Origin of the sequence: Novosphingobium sp. ST904 (assembly GCF_001298105.1) — a bacterium.
GTDB lineage: Bacteria > Pseudomonadota > Alphaproteobacteria > Sphingomonadales > Sphingomonadaceae > Novosphingobium.
Genome location: NZ_LGJH01000139.1, coordinates 1 through 17,372, shown reverse-complemented (window position 1 = coordinate 17,372; position 17,372 = coordinate 1). Strand labels below are relative to the sequence as shown.

Here is a 17,372-nt window from a genome sequence, read left to right as displayed (position 1 = left end):
CCCCCGCTGCCTCAGGCAGCGAACTGGTTCATCGTGTTGTGCGTGCCGCCGGCCTTGAGGGCGGCCTCGCCGGCGAAGTATTCCTTGTGGTCGTCGCCGATGTCGGAGCCGGCCATGTTCTGGTGCTTCACACAGGCGATGCCCTGGCGGATCTCCTGACGCTGCACGCCCTTGACGTAGCCGAGCATGCCCGCCTCGCCGAAGTACTCCTTCGCCAGATTGTCGGTCGACAGGGCGGCGGTGTGGTAGGTCGGCAGGGTGATGAGGTGGTGGAAGATCCCCGCCTCACGCGCCGCGTCCTTCTGGAAGGTGCGGATGCGCTCGTCGGCTTCTTGGCCCAGTTCGGTGCCGTCGTAGTCCACGCTCATCAGCCTGGCCCGGTCATAGGCGCCGGTGTCACGCCCTTCCGCTTCCCAGGCATCGTAGACCTGCTGGCGGAAGTTGAGGGTCCAGTTGAAGCTGGGCGAATTGTTGTAGACCAGCTTGGCATTCGGGATCACCTCGCGGATGCGGCTGACCATTCCGCCGATCTGCCCGATGTGCGGCTTTTCGGTTTCGATCCACAGCAGATCCGCGCCGTTCCTGAGGGATTCGATGCAGTCGAGCACGCAGCGGTCTTCGCCGGTCCCGGGGCGGAACTGGTAGAGATTGCTGGGCAGGCGCCGGGGCTTCATCAACTTGCCGTCGCGGCTGATGAGGACTTCGCCGTGGCCAAGCGTATCAGGCGAAACCTCCTCGCAATCGAGGAAGCTGTTGTACCGGTCGCCGATGTCGCCTGCCTCGCGGGTAAAGGCGATCTGCTTGGTCAGTCCTGCACCAAGCGAGTCGGTGCGCGCCACGATAAGGCCTTCGTCCACGCCCAGTTCCATGAAGGCGTAACGAACCGCGCGGATCTTCGCGATGAAGTCCTCATGCGGAACGGTGACCTTGCCGTCCTGATGGCCGCACTGCTTCTCGTCCGAGACCTGGTTTTCGATCTGGATGCAGCAGGCGCCCGCCTCGATGAACTTCCTGGCGAGCAGGTAGGTCGCCTCGGCATTGCCGAAGCCCGCATCGATATCGGCGACGATCGGCACGACGTGGGTTTCGTGGCTGTCGATCGCATGTTCGATCCGCTTGGCCTCGACTTCGTCTCCGGCGTCTCGCGCCTTGTCGAGATCACGGAACATCATGCCAAGCTCGCGGGCATCGGCTTGGCGCAGGAAGGTGTAGAGTTCCTCGACCAGCGCCGGAACCGATGTCTTCTCGTGCATCGACTGGTCGGGCAGGGGGCCGAACTCGCTGCGCAGCGCCGCGACCATCCAGCCCGACAGGTAGAGGTAGCGGCCCTTGGTCGTGCCGAAGTGCTTCTTGATGGAGATCATCTTCTGCTGGCCGATGAATCCGTGCCAGCAACCCAGCGACTGGGTGTAGCGGGCAGGATCGGCGTCATAGGCGGCCATGTCCTCGCGCATGATGCGCGCGGTGTAGCGGGCGATGTCGAGGCCGGTCTGGAAGCGGTTCTGCAGGCGCATGCGGGCGACCGATTCCGGTTCGATGCCGTTCCAGGTGGGCTCGGTGCCGATGGTCTGGCCGGCTTCGCTGATCTTGCTCTGGTAGGTCACTGCCAAAAGTCCCCGTCGAAAGTGTTTGGGCGATGACCTTGAGCTAGGCGGCATTTGTGCAGTGCGAAACGCGCGGCGAAGTCCGGTTGTCAAACTTTACAGATATTCCTTGTAAAGATGTGTGGTCATGACAAGATTGCCGTCATGGCTGAATCGCGCCCTCTTTATCTCGGTCCCCGACTGCGCCGCCTGCGCCGCGAACTGGGGCTGACGCAGCAGGCCATGGCCGACGATCTGGAGATTTCGCCCAGCTACGTCGCACTGCTGGAACGCAACCAGCGGCCCGTTACGGCGGACATGCTGCTGCGCCTTGCGCGGACCTACCGGCTCGACATGGCCGACATCGCCGGAGACGACGGTGAGGACTACGCCCGCCGCGTGGGCGAGGTACTGCGCGATCCCTTGTTCGCGGATATTGACCTGCCGCCGCTGGAGATCGCCGACCTTGCGATGAGTTTTCCCGGCATTTCCGAAGCGCTGCTGCGCCTGCACGGCGCCTATTCCCGCGAAAGCCAGGCGCTGGCGGAGCAGCGTGCATCCGGCCCGGCGGCGGAGGAAAGCGAGCCCGTTCGCGAAGCGCAGCGCTTCCTTGGCCAGTCTCGCAACTATTTTCATGCGCTGGATGTTCGCGCCGAAGAGTTGGCTGCCGAGATCGAGCAGGCGGGAGGGGCTGCGGCATGGCTGGGCGCAAAAGGCGTGCGGGTGCGCTTCCTGCCGCCGGATGTCATGGTCGATTCCCTGCGGCGGTTCGACGTCATAACCAGCAACTCCTGATCGACGACACGCTTGGCCCTTCCAGCCGGGCATTCCAGATCGCCACGCATATCGCTCATACCGCCATGCGCAGCGATATCGTGTCGGTCGTTCGCGCTGCGGCTTTTGCGCAGACCACGACGGCCACGCTCGTGCGGCGTGCGCTGGCCGGTTACGCGGCGGCGGCGATCCTCATGCCTTACGGCCGGTTCGCCCGTGCCGCAGAGGCGCGCGGTTACGATATCGATGCGCTCGGCGCCCTGTTCGGTGCCAGTTTCGAGCAGGTCGCGCACCGACTGACCACACTCCATCGGCCGGGAGAGGAACGGGTGCCGTTCTTCTTCCTTCGCGTGGATGAGGCCGGCAATGTCTCAAAGCGGCTGGACGGCGCAGGCTTCCCTTTCGCGGCGCATGGCGGCGGCTGCCCCCTGTGGTCGGTACATCAGGTATTCCGCTGGCCGGGAGAGATACGCACCCAGTGGCTCGAATTGCCGGACGGCCAGCGCTTCTTCTCGATCGCGCGCACGGTGACATCTGGCGAGGGGCGATATGGCCGCTCCAGGGTGACACGCGCCGTGGCGCTTGCCTGTGCGGCGGACGAGGCGGACAAGCTCGTCTATGCGGCAGGTGTGAAGGGTGGGACCGTCGCGGGAACGCCTATCGGGGTGACTTGCCGCCTCTGCCAGCGCGCGGAATGCGCCGCGCGTTCGGTGCCGCCGATCGGGCGGGACGTACTGGCCGACGACTACCGCCGCGCAGCGCAGCCCTATACTTTTGCCGAAAGCTGACAATTCCCTATAGTGAACGTATGTTCTCATATAGGGAATGACGCAGGGGCGATGCCCTGTGCCGGAAACTTGCCCAGCCCTGCCGCAAGCCGCAGGATCGCTTTCGACAGGGCATGACCCCAGCGAGAGGATGATCGGGCAGTGACCAGCGAAGCGTGCGCGGAAGATGCGCCGGGCAAGGCCCGCACTTTCCCGGAACTGATCCGGTCGGCTGCGCGCGTCCATGGCGGGACATGCGCCATCACCCTCGAAACCGAGTCCGGTGTCGAGAGCGCCACGTTCACCGGTCTTGACCGCGATTCTGCGGCCCTTGCGAGGGGTTTGCTCGCCCGCGGGGTGGGCAAGGGTACGCGCGTCGGTTTCATATTCGGCAATGGACCGGGATTTGCCGTTACCTTGGCCGCGATAGCGCGGATTGGCGCCATCGCCGTGCCTATCAGCACCATGATCCGCGCCAATGAACTGGTCCGCGTGCTGCGCCAGTCCGACGTGCAGGGCCTGGTGGTCCAGCGCGAGATGCTGGGCAAGGATATGGCGGCGCGGTTGGCCGAGGCGGTTCCCGAACTGGATGGGCAGGTGGCAGGGGCGCTGCTCATCCCCCGCATTCCCTATTTGCGCTGGATCGTTTCCGATGGAGAGGGGCTTCACGAGGCTATCGCGCCGACGGCCTGGCTGATCGAGGCCGGGACCGGCGTGAGCGAAGACCTGCTCAGGGCGGTCGAGAGCGAAGTCCATCCGACCGACCAGATGATCGAGATCTACACGTCCGGATCGATGGCCCTGCCCAAGGGCGTGCGCCACCTCCATGGAGCGGTCATGGCGCGTGGCCATTGGCTGGCGGGAATGCTGGGAATCAAGGCGGGCGAGCAACGCGCCGCGCAATTGCCGATGTTCTGGGTTGGCGGGCTGATGCTCTCGCTGGTGCCGAACTGGGAAGTGGGTGCGGTAACGGTCTGTACCGAACGCACGCTGAGCAACAGCCGCTTCGCCATGGGGAGCGTACTGGCCGAGGAGGATCTGGAACGCATCCGGGGGCCGCAACCCTGGTGGGGCCTCGGCATGAGCGAGACGCTGGGGCCATACGGCTGGGGGGATGAATTCCGCGTGCCCGGCCGCCCCGTCTGCGCGCCGATGGACCATTTCGCCCCCGGCTACGACATCCGCATAGCCGATGAGGAGGGCAATTCCGTAGGTGACGGCGAAGTGGGCGAGATGCAGGTGCGCGGGCTCGCGGTTGCACCAGCCCTGCACAAGATAGAGCGCGCCGATCACTATACCGCCGACGGTTACCTGCGCACGGGGGACATGTGCCTGGTCGAGGATCATGCCGACGGGCGCCGCATTCATTTCGTCGGGCGGGGCGGGGACATGATAAAGGTGTCCGGCTCCAATGTTTCTCCCGCCGAAGTCGAGATGGAGCTTCAGGCGCTTGGCGGAGTGCACAGCGCCTATGTCGTCGGCCTGCCGGACCGGGAGCGCGGCACGCTGCTGGCGGCGGCGGTGGTCCCGCGCGAGGGGGCGGTGCTGGACTTTGCCGCCATCGAGGCAAGGATGCGCGCCAGCCTTTCCGGCTACAAGGTGCCCCGTGCTTGGGTGGAAATGGCGCGTGAGGACGTGCCGCTGCTCCATTCCAACAAGGTGGCCCGGCGGGAGATCGCGCGGGTCGTGGCGGAGCGGCTGCGGCGGCAGGGGTAGGGCGCTATTGACGAAGATCGGTGCAGGGCATACCCGACGAATTCGAAATAGCGAAAGTGCCCATGTCGCGTTCCTCTCCCGGCGTCGCCCGCATGGCCGCCATCCTGAATTTCATCGCCGACCATCCGGGGCAGGCCTTCGCGCTGACCGATCTCGTCCGCGCGCTCAAGCTCAGCCGCGCGACCTGTCACGCCTTGCTGACCGGCCTTGTCGACGTGGGCTACCTCTATCGTACCAGCGACAAGACTTACGTGCTGGGCCCGGCGCTGGCGGCGATCGGCCGTACCGCCGCCGAGCATTTCTCGCCGCTACAGGTCGCCCAGCCGGAGATGCGCAAGCTGGCGGACGATTTCGATGTCGTCTGCGGCGCCTATTTCCTCGAAGGCGATGTGATCCACTTGCGCGAGCGTGCTGCATCGGTGAGCCATGTGGGATATCCGGTTCCGCTGGGTACGCGGATGCCGCTGCGCTGGGTGCAGGCAACGGCGTTCTACGCGCGCAGCCCGCGTGATGCGGACGCCGCCCAGGCACGGATAAACCCGTCCCCCACGGCCGAGCAGATCGAGCAACTGGCCGGCGGCATGGCCTTCGTGCGCGAGCACGGCTTCATCGCGCTGACCCGCCGGCCGGACAGTATCCCGGGCGAAAACGCGATCGTCACCAACCTGGAAGATCCGCCAGTCCTGCCTGAAACCGCTTTGGACGATGCGCGCAATTATCCGTTGATGGCGATCATGGCGCCGATCTACGAAGCGAGGGACAAGGTCTCGATCTCGCTGGTGCTGGCCGGATTCAACGGCCCCATGACCGGTGTGGAAATCCGCAGGGCGGGCGATGCGCTCGCCGAAGCCTGCACCCGCATTTCGCGCTTCCTGGTCGGACATCCCGAAACCGACTGACACCCCGCTTCACGCGGCTTTCCTTTCAGGCGAGGCTCGCCTCGCTTGACCGCATCCGTGCGGCATCTTACAAATACCGAAAATAAATTCGCGATATCGAACAATCGTGAATGCAGGTGGGAGTAGGACTGGATGTCGGACGTGATCGTCGCGCCGGAGACCCGGAATCTCGAACAACTGGCGGTGACGCTCGCGCGCTGGCTCGGTGCGCGCATGCCGCAGGCGGCAGATGTCGAAATCCGCGATGTCGCCTATCCGCGCGGGGCCGGGCAAAGCCATGAGACGGTCCTGTTCGATGCCTGCTGGCGCGAACAGGGTGCCGAACGCCGGCAGGGCTGCGTGGTCCGTATCAAGCCGCGCGCTTTCACGGTCTTTCCCGACGACCTGTTCGACGAGCAGTACCGGGTCATGCAAGTCCTGGCCGATGACGGACAGGTTCGCGTCGCCCGGCCGCTCTGGTTCGAGCCCGACGCGGCGCTGCTCGGCAATCCGTTCTTCGTGATGGAGAGGAAGGTCGGGCGGGTGCCGGTTTCGGTCCCGCCCTATGCCCGTGAAGGGTGGCTGCGGGATGCGAGCCCCGCGCAGCGCCGCGTGCTCTGGCGCAATGCAGTGGGGCAGCTCGCTGCGGTGCAGGCGGTTCCGCTCGGCTCTCTCGATTTCCTTGCCGGGCAGCCGGACGCGCCGCGCGGGCTCGATCAGGAATGGGCCAAGTACAATCGCTTCGCGCGCTGGTTGCAACAGGTCGAGCCGCTGCCCGTGCTCGACGCGGCGCTGGCGCGCCTTCGCTCGCTCTGGCCGGATAATCAGCCCGAGGGGCTCGTCTGGGGCGATGCGCGGATCGGCAACATGATGTTCGATACGGATTTCGACGTGGTGGCGGTGATGGACTGGGAACAGCCCTCGCTTGGCGGGGCTCTTCATGACCTCGCGTGGTTCTGCGTCCTGGCGGAAACGATGCATGGTCCGCGCTCGGTCCACGGGGCTCCGCTGGAAGGCATGGGCAGCCGTGAGGAAACAGTTGCGCTGTGGGAGGAACTGACCGGAAAGTCTGCCGCCGACCTTGAATGGTATGAGGACTTTGCGAAGTTCAAGATGACGTGCACGGGTATCCGGCTTGGCCATCTGCGCGGTTCGCCGATGATGGATGCTGCGGCGATGGCGGCGAGATTGAAAGTGGGGTGAGGGCGCTGGCGAAGGGGGAGCGCCCGCTGCGCTCCCCGCCCCTGCATTTCGTTACGTCAGCCCCAACATCCGCCGGCAATTGTCATGGATGATCGCCCGTACATCCGCCTCCGGCACGCCCTCGAAGTCACGCAGGATAACCTCGCGCGAGCGGGGGAAGGTGGTTTCCGAGTGCGGATAGTCCGATGACCACATGATGTTGCGGCCACCCGGCAGGTCCCGGTTCAGAATACCGGCGCGGTCCTGGATGAAGGAACCGTAGACGTTGCGGTCCATGTACCAGCTCGGCGGGTTCTTGAGCGGGGACTCCGTCCAGAAACGCTGCTTTTCCCAGGTGCGGTCGTTGTATTCGGCGTACCATGCGAACCAGCCGACACCGCTTTCCATCGAGCCTATGCGTAGGGATGGGAAACGGTCGAACACGCCGTTGTAGATCAGGATGCCGAGCGGTTCGGCCATGGCCAGCTTGCTCATCGGCATGTCGGGCAGGAAGAACTGCTTCTCACCGAAGCGCGGCACCCGGGCACCCAGGTGAAACGTGACGACGAGATCGTGATCGCAGATCGCTGACCAGAGGCGATCGAACTCCGGCTGGTAATATTGCAGGCTTCCCTTCGGATCGCCGGTAAGCGCGGAGACCTGCCCCGGTTTGAGCGCGGCGACGCCGGAACTGGTGTTCCAGGCTTCGGGGTTCTGGGGGAAGGCAGGCAGGTTGATGGCGCGAAAGCCCTTGGCCGCAAGGCGGCGAACGTGGGCAACGGTTTCGCCGACATCGCGCATCGGCACGTAGCCCACCGGATAGAGCCGGTCCGGTGCGGCGGAGCAGAAGTCCAGAACCCAGTTCTGATAGGCTTCGTAGCTGGCGACGTAGAGTTCGTTGTCGAACGAGCCGAGCGGCCCGCCGCCGAACAGCAGGGCGGCGCCCATGCCGTCCGCGTCCATGTCGGCCAGCCGCGTTGTGGGTTCCCAGACCTTGCGCTGATCGGCGAGGCGGCCCTTCATCTTGAAGTTCCTGCCTTCCCGCCCGGCCTGGTTGTTTATCATCATGAAGGGACGGCGGTTGCCTTCGAAGCAGATGTAGTCGCCGTCGTCGGCGTGCTCGATGAAGGGCGCACGGTCCTTGAGTCGCGCGGGAAGGTAGTCCTTCCACATGTCGTGGGGGGGATCGATATGCGCGTCGGCATCGAAGATGGGACCATAGGGCCAGGATGCGGCTTGGGCGCCTTCCGGAGCCGGTTTCAGTGCCAGATCGGCTTCGCTCATCTCCCGATTCCTTTTTATTCGCAATACCGAACAAATGATCGCAATTAAGAACTATCTAGTCAATCGCGCGACTCGGTGTAGTCGATACGATCAGTCGCGCCGCAGGATCATCGCGCCGTATCCATAGCCCCCGTTCGAGACGATTGCGGTTCTGGCTCCGGGCACCTGCCTGCCGCCGCCGCGTCCCCAGAGCTGGACGGTTGCCTCATGAATGTGGCCATATCCGTGAAGCCGCCCGGCGGAGAGTTGGCCCCCGCCGGTGTTCAGCGGCAGTTCCCCTCCGATCGCGATACGCTCGCCGCCCCGTGTGAAGCGGCATGCCTCGCCGCGTGGAACGAGGCCGAGCGCTTCCATCCAGAGCCAGGCGAAGATGGAAAACCCGTCGTAAATCTGCGCGCAGTCCATCTCGCGGGGCTTCAGGTCGGTACGGGACCACAGCATGTCTCCGGCGCGGCGGGCGGCGGGCAACTGGGTGAAGTCGCCTTCGTGCTGTCCGGTCCAGAGGCCGCCCACGGCCATGCCCATGGCTTCGATATGGAGGGGCGGGTTCAGCAGGTCTTTTGCGGCATCCCGGTGGGACAGCACCAGCGCGGTGGCGCCGTCGACGTGCGCGTCGCAGTCGAACAGCCGCAGCGGCGAGGATATCACGCGGGCGGCCATGTACTGGTCCAGAGTGATGGGTTCGCGGTAGATCGCGGAAGGATTGTGCGCGGCGTTCGCGCGGGCGTTGACGGCGATGGCGCCGAGTTCCTCTGCCGCCGCGCCGTAGCGTTCGAAGTAGGCCTGGGCGTAAAGCGCGAAAGTGTTGACCGGCGAGAGGGCGTTGAAGGGTACCGTCCAGGCATTGTTGCCATCGACGCGCTCCCGGCTGGCCGCCATCAGCGTGGAGCCGCGGGCGTGCTGCCGCGCGCTCGCCTGAGCCACGGTGCGGAAAATGACGACATGGCGCGCAAGGCCGCAGGCGATGGCGGTGATCGCGTTGAAGATCGGCGCCATGTGGCTGAAGCCTTCCGAGGAAGCGAGAATCCAGCGTGGAGCGATCCCCAGTACGGCAGCGGCCTCGGATGGGCTGACCGGCGCGATCCCGCCGCCTTCGGATGACTTGCCGGGATAGGTGGCGATGCCGTCGATCTCGCGCGGGGAAAGGCCGGCGTCGGCGATGGCGGCGAGACAGGCGTCGGCGGTCAGTTGCAGCGCGGTTCGCCCGGATGGACGTGCGATCTCCGATAGGGCGGCGCCGGTCACGCAGACGTGTTTTTCGGGAAGCAGGGTCATGCGGTCTCGGGTGTGAACAAGGGCAGCCAGATATCCTCGTGTCGTTGGAACACGACCGTGACAGGAAGTCCGATGCGAGCGGTCGCCACGTCGGCAAGAAGGTTGCTGAAAACGTAGAGCCCGCGTTGCTCGGGCAGTTCGATTGCACAGAACACGAAGGGCACTTCGAGGCCGGGCAGCCATGGTTCGTTGTTGATCGTGAAGCTGGCCAGCACGCCTCTGCCTGAAACCGGTTCCGGCGAGACATCCTCGCTGCCGCACTGGGCGCACCGGGGCAGGGGAGGGTGCTGCCATGTCCCGCAGGCGAGGCAGTGCTGTATACGCAGCTTTCCGTCTTGGCCCGATGTCCAGAAGAAGGCGCTTTCCGGTTCCAGCATGGGCAGTTTGCGGGGCAACATCAGAACACCACGCCCTGCACCTTCAGGTCGATGATTTCGTCTTCGCTGTAGCCCAGTGCGGCAAGCACGGTGTCGCTGTCCGCGCCGAGTTCGGGCGAGCGGTCAGAGGGCAAGGCCTCGCCTTCGAACAGCATCGGCACCGAAACCATCGGGATCGTGCTGCCGTCCGCGCAGTGCACCGCCTTGAGATAGCGATTGGCGCGAACCTGTTCGTCCTGCGCCAGTTCGCCGACATCCTGCACCACATCCCATTGGCCGTCCTGCCGGGCGAGGATCTGCTTCCACTCCGCGAGCGTTTTCGAGGCGAACAGGGAGGTCACTTCGGCATGACAGGCGGCAAGATTCCGGCGCCGGGCCTCGGCATCGGTAAAGCGCGGGTCGGCGGCAAGGTCGGGGCGGCCCGAAACCTCGCAGAAGCGGGCCCAGTAGCGATCCGCCTGCAACATGCACAGCGCAAGGAAGCGGCCGTCGCGGGTGCGGTAGTTGGTGACCAGTACATTGTTTGGGCGGGCCGCATCAGGGCGCGGGAACTTCCGCACGCCGTCGGCAGTGGCCTGGCAGATCAGCCGCTGCTGCGACCACATGGCGGCGGCCAGCAGGGAAACATCGACTTCGCCCGCCTCGCCGGTCATCGCGCGGCGGGCTATGGCAGCGCAGATGCCGCCGGCGAGCATGGCAGCGGACAAGGTATCGCCGAAGGCCGGGCCGGGCGGGCCGACCGGATGGAGCGCCTCATCCGCGGTGAGCGAGGATGCGATGCCGCCGCGTGCCCAGAAAGTGATCGCGTCGTAGCCGCCACGGTCGCTTTCAGGGCCGTTGGGGCCGAGTGCGCTGCCGCTGGCGTAGATCAGGTTCGAGAACGTGCGGCGCAGCGTTTCCGCATCGATCCGCATGGCGCGGCGGGCCGGAGGCAGCAGGTTGGTGAGGAATACATCCGCATCGGCGAGCAGGCGATCCAGCACGGCGCGGCCTGCCTCCTGTTTGAGATCCAGGGTGACGGAGCGCTTCCCCCGGTTGTAGCTCTCCCAGGAATAGTCGATCGTGCCTTTGCCCGATAGCGAGCCGATCGTGAGGCCGCGCAAGGGGTCTCCGCTGGGTGGTTCGACCTTGATAACGTCCGCGCCGAGATCGGCCAGCATTCCTCCGCAAGCCGGCACGAATGCCCACATCGCGACCTCCACGACCTTGATGCCTTCCAGCGGCCTGCCCATCGGCGATCCTTCTCCATCTCGCGAATTTCCGCAGCTTTCCCGGTCATTCGGGACTATTTTCGCGGGCACGATAAATTCTCTATTGCGAATTATGTACCGAAATAGAGAATTGTACAAGCCGGACGGAACCGGCCACGGGAGAACAGACATGCCGGAAGCCGCCATTCGGAAGAGGCCGCAGCAGATTAGCGCCCATGTTCCCCGCACACTCACGGAGGCGCTCGATCCTGCATGGTTGACCACGGTGCTCGCCGGGTTCTCGGGCGGGAGGGTGGTATCCGGGGTCGAGACCGTCGAAGTGATTCGCACGGTCGCGACAAGGTACGGTTCACCGTCACTTTCGAGGGCGGGGAGAGCGGCGCGTTCTGTCTCAAGGGCCTGCTCGACGTGGACGAGACGACCGCGCGTGGCGGACCGACCTGTGTTCTGGAGGCCGACTTCTACGGACGGATCGCGCCGACCGTCGATCTCACCGTGCCTGACTGCGTGGCGACGGTGATCGACCGGGAGGGCAGGCAGGCGGTGACGGTGATGCTCGACCTGATCGGACAGGGCGCGACGTTCTGTTCCGCTCTGGATAGTTTCAGTGCCGATGACGCGGTGCTCAGTCTGGGGCAACTCGCACAGCTTCACGCGCGCAGCGACCTGCTGGAAGGGGCAGACTGGATCCGCCCGCGCGTTTCGCAACTGGCGGAGATGACCTACGTTACACCGGAAACGCTCCAGGAGCTGCTGGACGGACCGCGCGGCGACGGTCTTTCCCGGCAAGTCCGCAGCGCACCGCGCCTGATCGCGGGAATCCGGGCGCTGGCGGCCCGCGATGGACAGTGCCCGCAATTCCTCGTCCACGGTGATGCCCATGCCGGAAACGTCTTCCGCCTTGGCGGGGGAATGGGCCTGATCGACTGGCAACTGCTGCAACGGGGCGGCTGGGCGCTGGACGTGGCCTATCACGTCAATGCGGTGCTCTGCGTGGATGTTGCCGAAGCCGAGGAGCGCAGGCTGCTCGGTGAATATCTCTCGATGATGCGTGGCCACGGCCTGGCAATGCCCTGCGACGAGGAGGCATGGCGGCAGTACCGCGAGGCGGCGATCTACGGCTATTATCTCTGGGCGATCACCCGCCGCGTCGATCCGCCGATCATCGCCACTTTCGTCGATCGCCTTGGCAAGGCGGTTACTCGCCATGAAAGCCATGCCCTGCTGGGGATCTGACTGCCGAAAGCGGAAGGGCCACGCCGGCGAAGGCGTGGCCGTTCCGGGTCTCCTACATTCCGAAGTGATACTTGAGGCTCATCCCGTACATGCGCGGTGCGCCGACCGATGCGGTCTCGAAGCCGGTGCCGGATACGAGGCCGGGGTAGAAGTTGTAGTACTTCTCCTTGGTGACATTGGTGGCGAAGAGGGCAAGATCGACCGGGGCTCCCGCGATATTGTTCCAGTTGAAGTTCAGGTTGAGCAGGTCGGTGCTCTGGATGCGGCTGAGGCTCTGGATATAGGCGACCGTGGCAGGGTCGGAGACCGCGCCGGTCTGGCAGTTGGGCATGTAGGTATTGGCCGTGCCGTTGCAGCCGAAGTAGAAGCGGTTGGACGGATTGCCGAACATGCTGTCGGTGTGCGTGAATGTGGCACCGAACGAGACCGCACCCACGGATTCCGGCAGCGGCAGCGTGTAGGTGCCGGTTATCGTGACCTTGTTCCTGGGCGAAAGCGCCAGTGGATCGCCCTTGGTATAGGCCCCGGCCAGCACATAGGGAGACCCGGGTTCCAGCGAGAATGTGTCGATCGAGGTCAGCCTCGTGTTCAGGTAGGTATAGCCCACCTGAAGCAACAGCCCCGCGAACGGATTGAACGAGGCTTCCACTTCGACGCCCCAGATACGCGACTTGCCGGCATTGACCGGCGCAGCCGTGGGCGAGACCGGCGCCGCCACGCAGTTGCCGTTGGCGTCGACCGACTGGCAGGGGTTGGCGTTGAAGCCGAGCTGGAGCTGCTGGTTCTGGAAGTCGTTATAGAAACCGGCGACATTGAACGTGCCCGGCATGGAACCGTGCCAGCCGGTCTTGGCGCGATTTCGTAGGCATCGACTTTCTCGGGCTCGAACACGGCAAAGGCCGAGGTCACGTTCGGTGCGATGCCACCGGTGCGGTAGCCACGGGCATATTTGGCGTAGATCAGAACGTCGGTCGTGGGGATATAGTCGATATCGATCAGCCAGGTCGGCGCCTTGGATTTCTGCTTGATATCGCGGCGGCAGCCGTCGATCGCGCCGGGATCCTGCACGGGCGCATCGGGATAAGTGCAGAACGTGGCGAGGGGGCCTGCCGGGATCGGCTGGAATCCGGGGAAGCTCAGCGGATAGCCGGTAATCGTGGTGGTCTGGACGCTGGTGTTCTTTTCGCGATCCCAGGTGTAGCGGAAGCCGCCGGTGATCTTGAACTGGTCGCTCAGCTTGTAAGTTGCCTGCGCGTAAAGACCGACGTCGTGGAACGAGGTCCGGCCCGCCGTGGTGTTGATCGCGCCTGCGTGAGAGGTGGGGTCGAAGGCGCCGCCGGAAAACACCGGGGTGATCGCGCCCAGATAGCCCAGGATGTCGTAGCATTCGCTGGCTGCCACTTGCTCCGGCCCGGCGCAGGACTGGATGACCGGTGACTTGGACCCGACCACGTCGAGCGGACGCACCGATTCCAGATAGGCGCCGGCCTGCCAGTTCAGCTTGTCGTCCGTGCTGCGGCCCTGGAGCTGGAACTCTTCGGTGAAGGTCGATTCGTCGGCAGTGCGATGGCCGGGAAGCGACTGGCTGCTGGCGAAGCCGAAGCGATAGCTCGGCAGGCCGATCGGAGCGATGGCGGGGCTTTCGAAGGCGGTGCCGAAGATCGGATTGTTGAACAGGTCGCGCAGTTCGCCATAGCTCACGATGTTCTTCACCGTCAGCGTGTCGCTGGCGTGCCAGGTCGTGGTGTTGATGATCTGCCATGTCGTCAGCAGGGAGCGGGCGTTCGGAAGATCCTGCGCGAAGTCGTAGAAGCCGCCGCCCTGATAGTTCGGACTGTCGGGATCGAGCTGTTCGGCTGCGAAATGGCCCAGCGAATAGGCGGCGTCGGCCGCAATGAGCTTCTGCGCGTCACCATGCGTGTCAGACCGGCTGTACGTCGCGATCGTGTAGTTCTCCAGATCTGGCGTCAGCTCGGCAACCACGCTGAGGCGCGCGGACAGGTAGTCGACATCGTTGAAGTCCTTCGGCCCGACGCCGCTGTTGTTCTTCAGGTAGCCGTCGCGCTTCATGCGGTCGACGCCGAGGCGAACCTTGAACGTCTCGGCCAGTGGAACGTTCAAGACGGCCTGGACGCGGCGCATGTCGTAATTGCCGATGGAGCCCTGGACGTAGCCCTCCAGCACATCGGTGGGCTTCTGCGGCACCAGCAGGATCGCGCCGCCCGTGGTGTTCCGACCGAACAACGTGCCTTGCGGGCCTTTGAGGACCTGGACGTTCTGGAGATCGAAGTAGGCGCCGGGACCGGCGCGTCGCCTGACGGAAGGCCGTTCGATGCGCCGCGCGGGGAAACCACGTCGGCGAAGTAGACGCCCACGGCCGGTGCGGTGCCGATTTCCTGCACGAAGCCGCGGATCGCGAAGGACGAGTTCTGGGAGCCGAAATTGTTGTTCGCCGAAAGCGAAGGCGTGCTCGTCGCAAGGTCGCTGGCGCTCACCACGTTACGGTTGTTGAGCTGCTCCTGGTTGAACACGGTGATGGATATGGGAACGTCTTGCAGGCGCTCTTCCGTGCGGCGAGCCGTCACGATGATCTCGCCCGGATTGATGGTCGGCGAACTCTGCGCCAGCGCCGGCATTGCCGCCGTGGTGCCGCCAAGCGCAGCGCCAGCCATCAGCGCTGCCCTGAAATTCCTTGCAACCATGTTCGTCCTCTCCTCCGGAAACTGTGTTCTCAGTTGTCGCCGAATTGAACGCCGGGTAGCCGGTCATTGCCGGTCCGTGAGTTACTGCGGTTGTCCAGGGTTGGATAAAGGTGCGGAATTACGACCCGAACTGGGCGTGATCCCGTAATTCCCCAGGTGCCGTCCCTCCCAAATCCCGAGCCGTATTCGGCTTCACAGGTCTTTGCTTCTCAATCCCAAAAGTCCCGCCCGCGTTGATTTTGCGCAGATGGCCGAGACCTCTCTTATGTTTTCGTTCCCTCGTCCGTGCCGGCTTTCAGACCGGGCACGGGATGGAAAATATGCCTCGAAGAGAACTTGCGCAATTCTCTCCTGTAGCGGGTCAGCGCGCTTTTTCGGGTATTCGTTGCTGTAAGGTAACATTTGATGGCGCATCTTCGCCGACCGTTTCGGCTAGCAGCCCAAGAGTGCCCATCCAGGCAATTCTGTGTGCTATTCGGTCATAGGCGATACCGGGTCCGAAGCCATCATGATCGGGATCGGTGAAGGCGTGCCTGGCTTTCGCAAAGCGCGTGACCTGATAGCGGGCGCGGGCGGCACCGAGTTCTGCTTGCAGGGCCTCGACATCTTCTTGCGGGACATAAGGGTCTTCTCCGCCGGTCCAGATCGAGATTTCGGCCTGGATCGTATCCGGCTGGGCAGGCGCATCGGTGGCCAGCAGGCCGTGGAAGCTGGATATTGCCCTTACCGGCTCTCCGCTGCGTGCCAGTTCGAGCACGCATTTCCCGCCGAAGCAGTAGCCGATCGCGGCGATGCGTTCGGGGTCGACACCGTCGAGCCCGCGAACGTGCCGGAACCAGGCGACAGTACGGTCCCGCAGCAATCCCGGGGCGGCCATGAGGGCTGCGAACTGCGCGCCTGCGGCTTCTCGCGAAGAGAGGTCGGCACCTGCCTCGTACATGTCCGCGCTCACCACCAGATAGCCCATTGCCGCCAGTTCCCGGATCGCGCGGTCGAAGCTGGGGCCGGGTCCTGTAGCGCCTGGAAACATCAGGACGGCGGCGCCGTTCCATCGGCCTTGCGGCCGTGCGAGGCGGCCCGACAATCGCGTGCCGTCATGAATGCATGGCAGTGGTTCGAAGCCGGTCATCGGTTCGCTCTCTCCTCGCGCGTTTCACCCTCGTTTTCGAATCGCGTCGAATTGGTGAATTTATGTTCGCAAATCGAGAATGGCTTCAATCAGTGGTCATGTCAAAGCACAGCCGGACATTGCCAGGGACGGCAGCGGCGTGGCATTCGAAGGCATGACCGGGGCCGACCTGAAACCGGCGCGCAAGGCGCGTCTTGGCGCGATAGCGCTGGTGACGATCCTCCATCTTGCAGCGATCGCGGTGCTGGTCAGGGCCTTTACCCCGGAGCTTGCCGCTTCGATCACGGGTAGAGTGACGCAGGCCTTCGACATCCCGCTCGACCCGCCCCGGCCTTCACCGGAACCTCGCCCTGAACCCACGCCGGCGGTGACGCCGGTGGCTCCGGCCACGGAAGGCGGCGCAGGGAGCCCGGGAAAGCGGGCCGCGCCGCGCGCCGTCGCCGTGCCCAGGGCGTCATTGCCATCAGGCCCACGCAAGCGCCACAAGTCGTGGGGAAAGGGACGGAAAATGCGTCCGGCGCGCGGGATCAGGGAGACGGAACCGGGGCGTCCGGTCAAGGAACAGGCACGGGGGCCGGCACGGGCGGCTCCGGGCGAGGGGGAGGCGGAGCAGCCTCGGGGCCGGTCAAGATCGGCGGCGATATCAATTCGGCGCGCGATTATCCCCGCCGGAGCCGTGATTTGCGATTGGGCTCGGAAGTCATCGTGTCCTTGAAGGTGGGGGTGGATGGACGTGTGAAGGGCTGCCGCGTCATCAGGGCCAGCCTGGATGACGAAGCCGATCGCATCACGTGCCTGCTTGCTGCCGAGCGGTTTCGTTTCCGTCCGGCCCGCGATGCTGCCGGCAAGCCGGTGGAAGCGGAATTCGGATGGCGCCAGCGCTGGTTCCTGAGGGATGCCGGGTGAGGGATCTTCCGGCTGCCTCGCCGCGTTGATCCGATATGGTGGTGTCGATCCTCGCGAGGCAACTCGTCATCCTTTAGCTGATCTGGATCTCCGGAAGCCTCCGGATCGGGCCACCCGAGCGAAGGCAGGGCAGCCTCTGCCCGAAAGAGATGTTGCCCCGGCAGGAGCTTTGGATGAAATCGAACCTGATCGACCCCGTTGCATTGATGGAAGGTGCTACCATTAACGCGCCCAATGACGCCGATTTGGCCCCTTCATCGAGCCCCATGTCCCAGATCGTTCCAGTTATTCTGTGCGGAGGCAGCGGCACGCGGCTTTGGCCGCGCAGCCGCGTTGCCAAGCCCAAGCCGTT

Annotated in this window: 14 protein-coding genes and 2 pseudogenes; 7 read left to right on the top strand and 9 right to left on the bottom strand. The window is 64.6% G+C overall.

Translation table 11 applies throughout. The features are described 5' to 3' along the window. Positions 1–11 precede the first annotated feature (11 nt). A complete protein-coding gene (locus ADT71_RS11000) occupies positions 12–1,604 on the bottom strand; it encodes an isocitrate lyase (RefSeq protein ID WP_054436801.1) in 1,593 nt (530 codons plus the stop codon). A gap of 144 nt (positions 1,605–1,748) precedes the next feature. Here ADT71_RS11000 and ADT71_RS10995 point away from each other — a divergent pair. From ADT71_RS10995 to ADT71_RS10980, 4 genes and pseudogenes are all read left to right on the top strand, one after another. Then, positions 1,749–3,145 (top strand): annotated as a pseudogene (locus ADT71_RS10995) (short-chain fatty acyl-CoA regulator family protein). Between the two features lie 141 nt (positions 3,146–3,286). Then, on the top strand, positions 3,287–4,840 hold the full coding sequence (locus ADT71_RS10990) for a class I adenylate-forming enzyme family protein (RefSeq protein ID WP_054436799.1): 1,554 nt from the start codon (positions 3,287–3,289) through the stop codon (positions 4,838–4,840). Between the two features lie 62 nt (positions 4,841–4,902). Further along, positions 4,903–5,739, top strand: a complete 837-nt coding sequence (locus ADT71_RS10985) for an IclR family transcriptional regulator (protein ID WP_054436797.1) — start codon at positions 4,903–4,905, stop codon at positions 5,737–5,739. 132 nt (positions 5,740–5,871) lie between these two features. Continuing rightward, on the top strand, positions 5,872–6,921 hold the full coding sequence (locus tag ADT71_RS10980) for a phosphotransferase family protein (protein WP_054436795.1): 1,050 nt from the start codon (positions 5,872–5,874) through the stop codon (positions 6,919–6,921). Positions 6,922–6,972: 51 nt separating this feature from the next. Here the strand turns inward: ADT71_RS10980 and ADT71_RS10975 are convergent, their stop codons facing one another. From ADT71_RS10975 to ADT71_RS10960, 4 genes are all read right to left on the bottom strand, one after another. Further along, positions 6,973–8,184 (bottom strand): amidohydrolase family protein, encoded by a 1,212-nt coding sequence (locus ADT71_RS10975; RefSeq protein WP_054436793.1) that lies wholly within the window; start codon positions 8,182–8,184, stop codon positions 6,973–6,975. A gap of 90 nt (positions 8,185–8,274) precedes the next feature. Beyond that, complete coding sequence (locus ADT71_RS10970) at positions 8,275–9,459, bottom strand: thiolase family protein (RefSeq protein ID WP_054436792.1); 1,185 nt, start codon at positions 9,457–9,459, stop codon at positions 8,275–8,277. Beyond that, entirely contained in the window at positions 9,456–9,857 is a 402-nt protein-coding gene (locus ADT71_RS10965; RefSeq protein ID WP_054436790.1) for a Zn-ribbon domain-containing OB-fold protein, read from the bottom strand. Before ADT71_RS10965 ends, ADT71_RS10970 begins: the two co-directional genes overlap by 4 nt. Then, complete coding sequence (locus ADT71_RS10960; protein ID WP_054436788.1) at positions 9,857–11,068, bottom strand: CaiB/BaiF CoA-transferase family protein; 1,212 nt, start codon at positions 11,066–11,068, stop codon at positions 9,857–9,859. Before ADT71_RS10960 ends, ADT71_RS10965 begins: the two co-directional genes overlap by 1 nt. Positions 11,069–11,299: 231 nt before the next feature. Between ADT71_RS10960 and ADT71_RS10955 the strand changes: the two genes are divergently transcribed. Beyond that, entirely contained in the window at positions 11,300–12,283 is a 984-nt protein-coding gene (locus ADT71_RS10955; protein WP_231635801.1) for a phosphotransferase, read from the top strand. A gap of 52 nt (positions 12,284–12,335) precedes the next feature. On the opposite strand, the gene ADT71_RS34975 is transcribed toward ADT71_RS10955, so the two are convergent. The 4 genes and pseudogenes from ADT71_RS34975 to ADT71_RS10940 form a co-directional block, all read right to left on the bottom strand. Continuing rightward, complete coding sequence (locus ADT71_RS34975) at positions 12,336–13,112, bottom strand: TonB-dependent receptor domain-containing protein (protein WP_255351631.1); 777 nt, start codon at positions 13,110–13,112, stop codon at positions 12,336–12,338. 86 nt (positions 13,113–13,198) lie between these two features. Next, positions 13,199–14,353, bottom strand: a pseudogene (locus tag ADT71_RS34970) (TonB-dependent receptor domain-containing protein); the annotation flags it as partial. A gap of 47 nt (positions 14,354–14,400) precedes the next feature. Next, positions 14,401–14,985 carry a TonB-dependent receptor plug domain-containing protein gene (locus ADT71_RS33500; protein ID WP_231635800.1) on the bottom strand — a complete coding sequence of 195 codons (585 nt, stop codon included), beginning with the start codon at positions 14,983–14,985 and terminating at the stop codon, positions 14,401–14,403. Between the two features lie 361 nt (positions 14,986–15,346). After that, the gene (locus tag ADT71_RS10940) at positions 15,347–16,114 is read right to left on the bottom strand and encodes a dienelactone hydrolase family protein (protein WP_054436781.1); all 768 of its coding nucleotides are present in this window, start codon (positions 16,112–16,114) and stop codon (positions 15,347–15,349) included. A 705-nt stretch (positions 16,115–16,819) separates the two neighbouring features. On the opposite strand from ADT71_RS10940, the gene ADT71_RS33495 reads away from it, so the two are divergent. Further along, positions 16,820–17,020, top strand: coding sequence for an energy transducer TonB (locus tag ADT71_RS33495; protein ID WP_231635799.1), 201 nt, complete (start codon positions 16,820–16,822; stop codon positions 17,018–17,020). Between the two features lie 266 nt (positions 17,021–17,286). After that, positions 17,287–17,372, top strand: an 86-nt coding sequence (locus ADT71_RS34965; RefSeq protein ID WP_156336551.1) for a sugar phosphate nucleotidyltransferase, incomplete at its 3' end; no start/stop codon positions are given.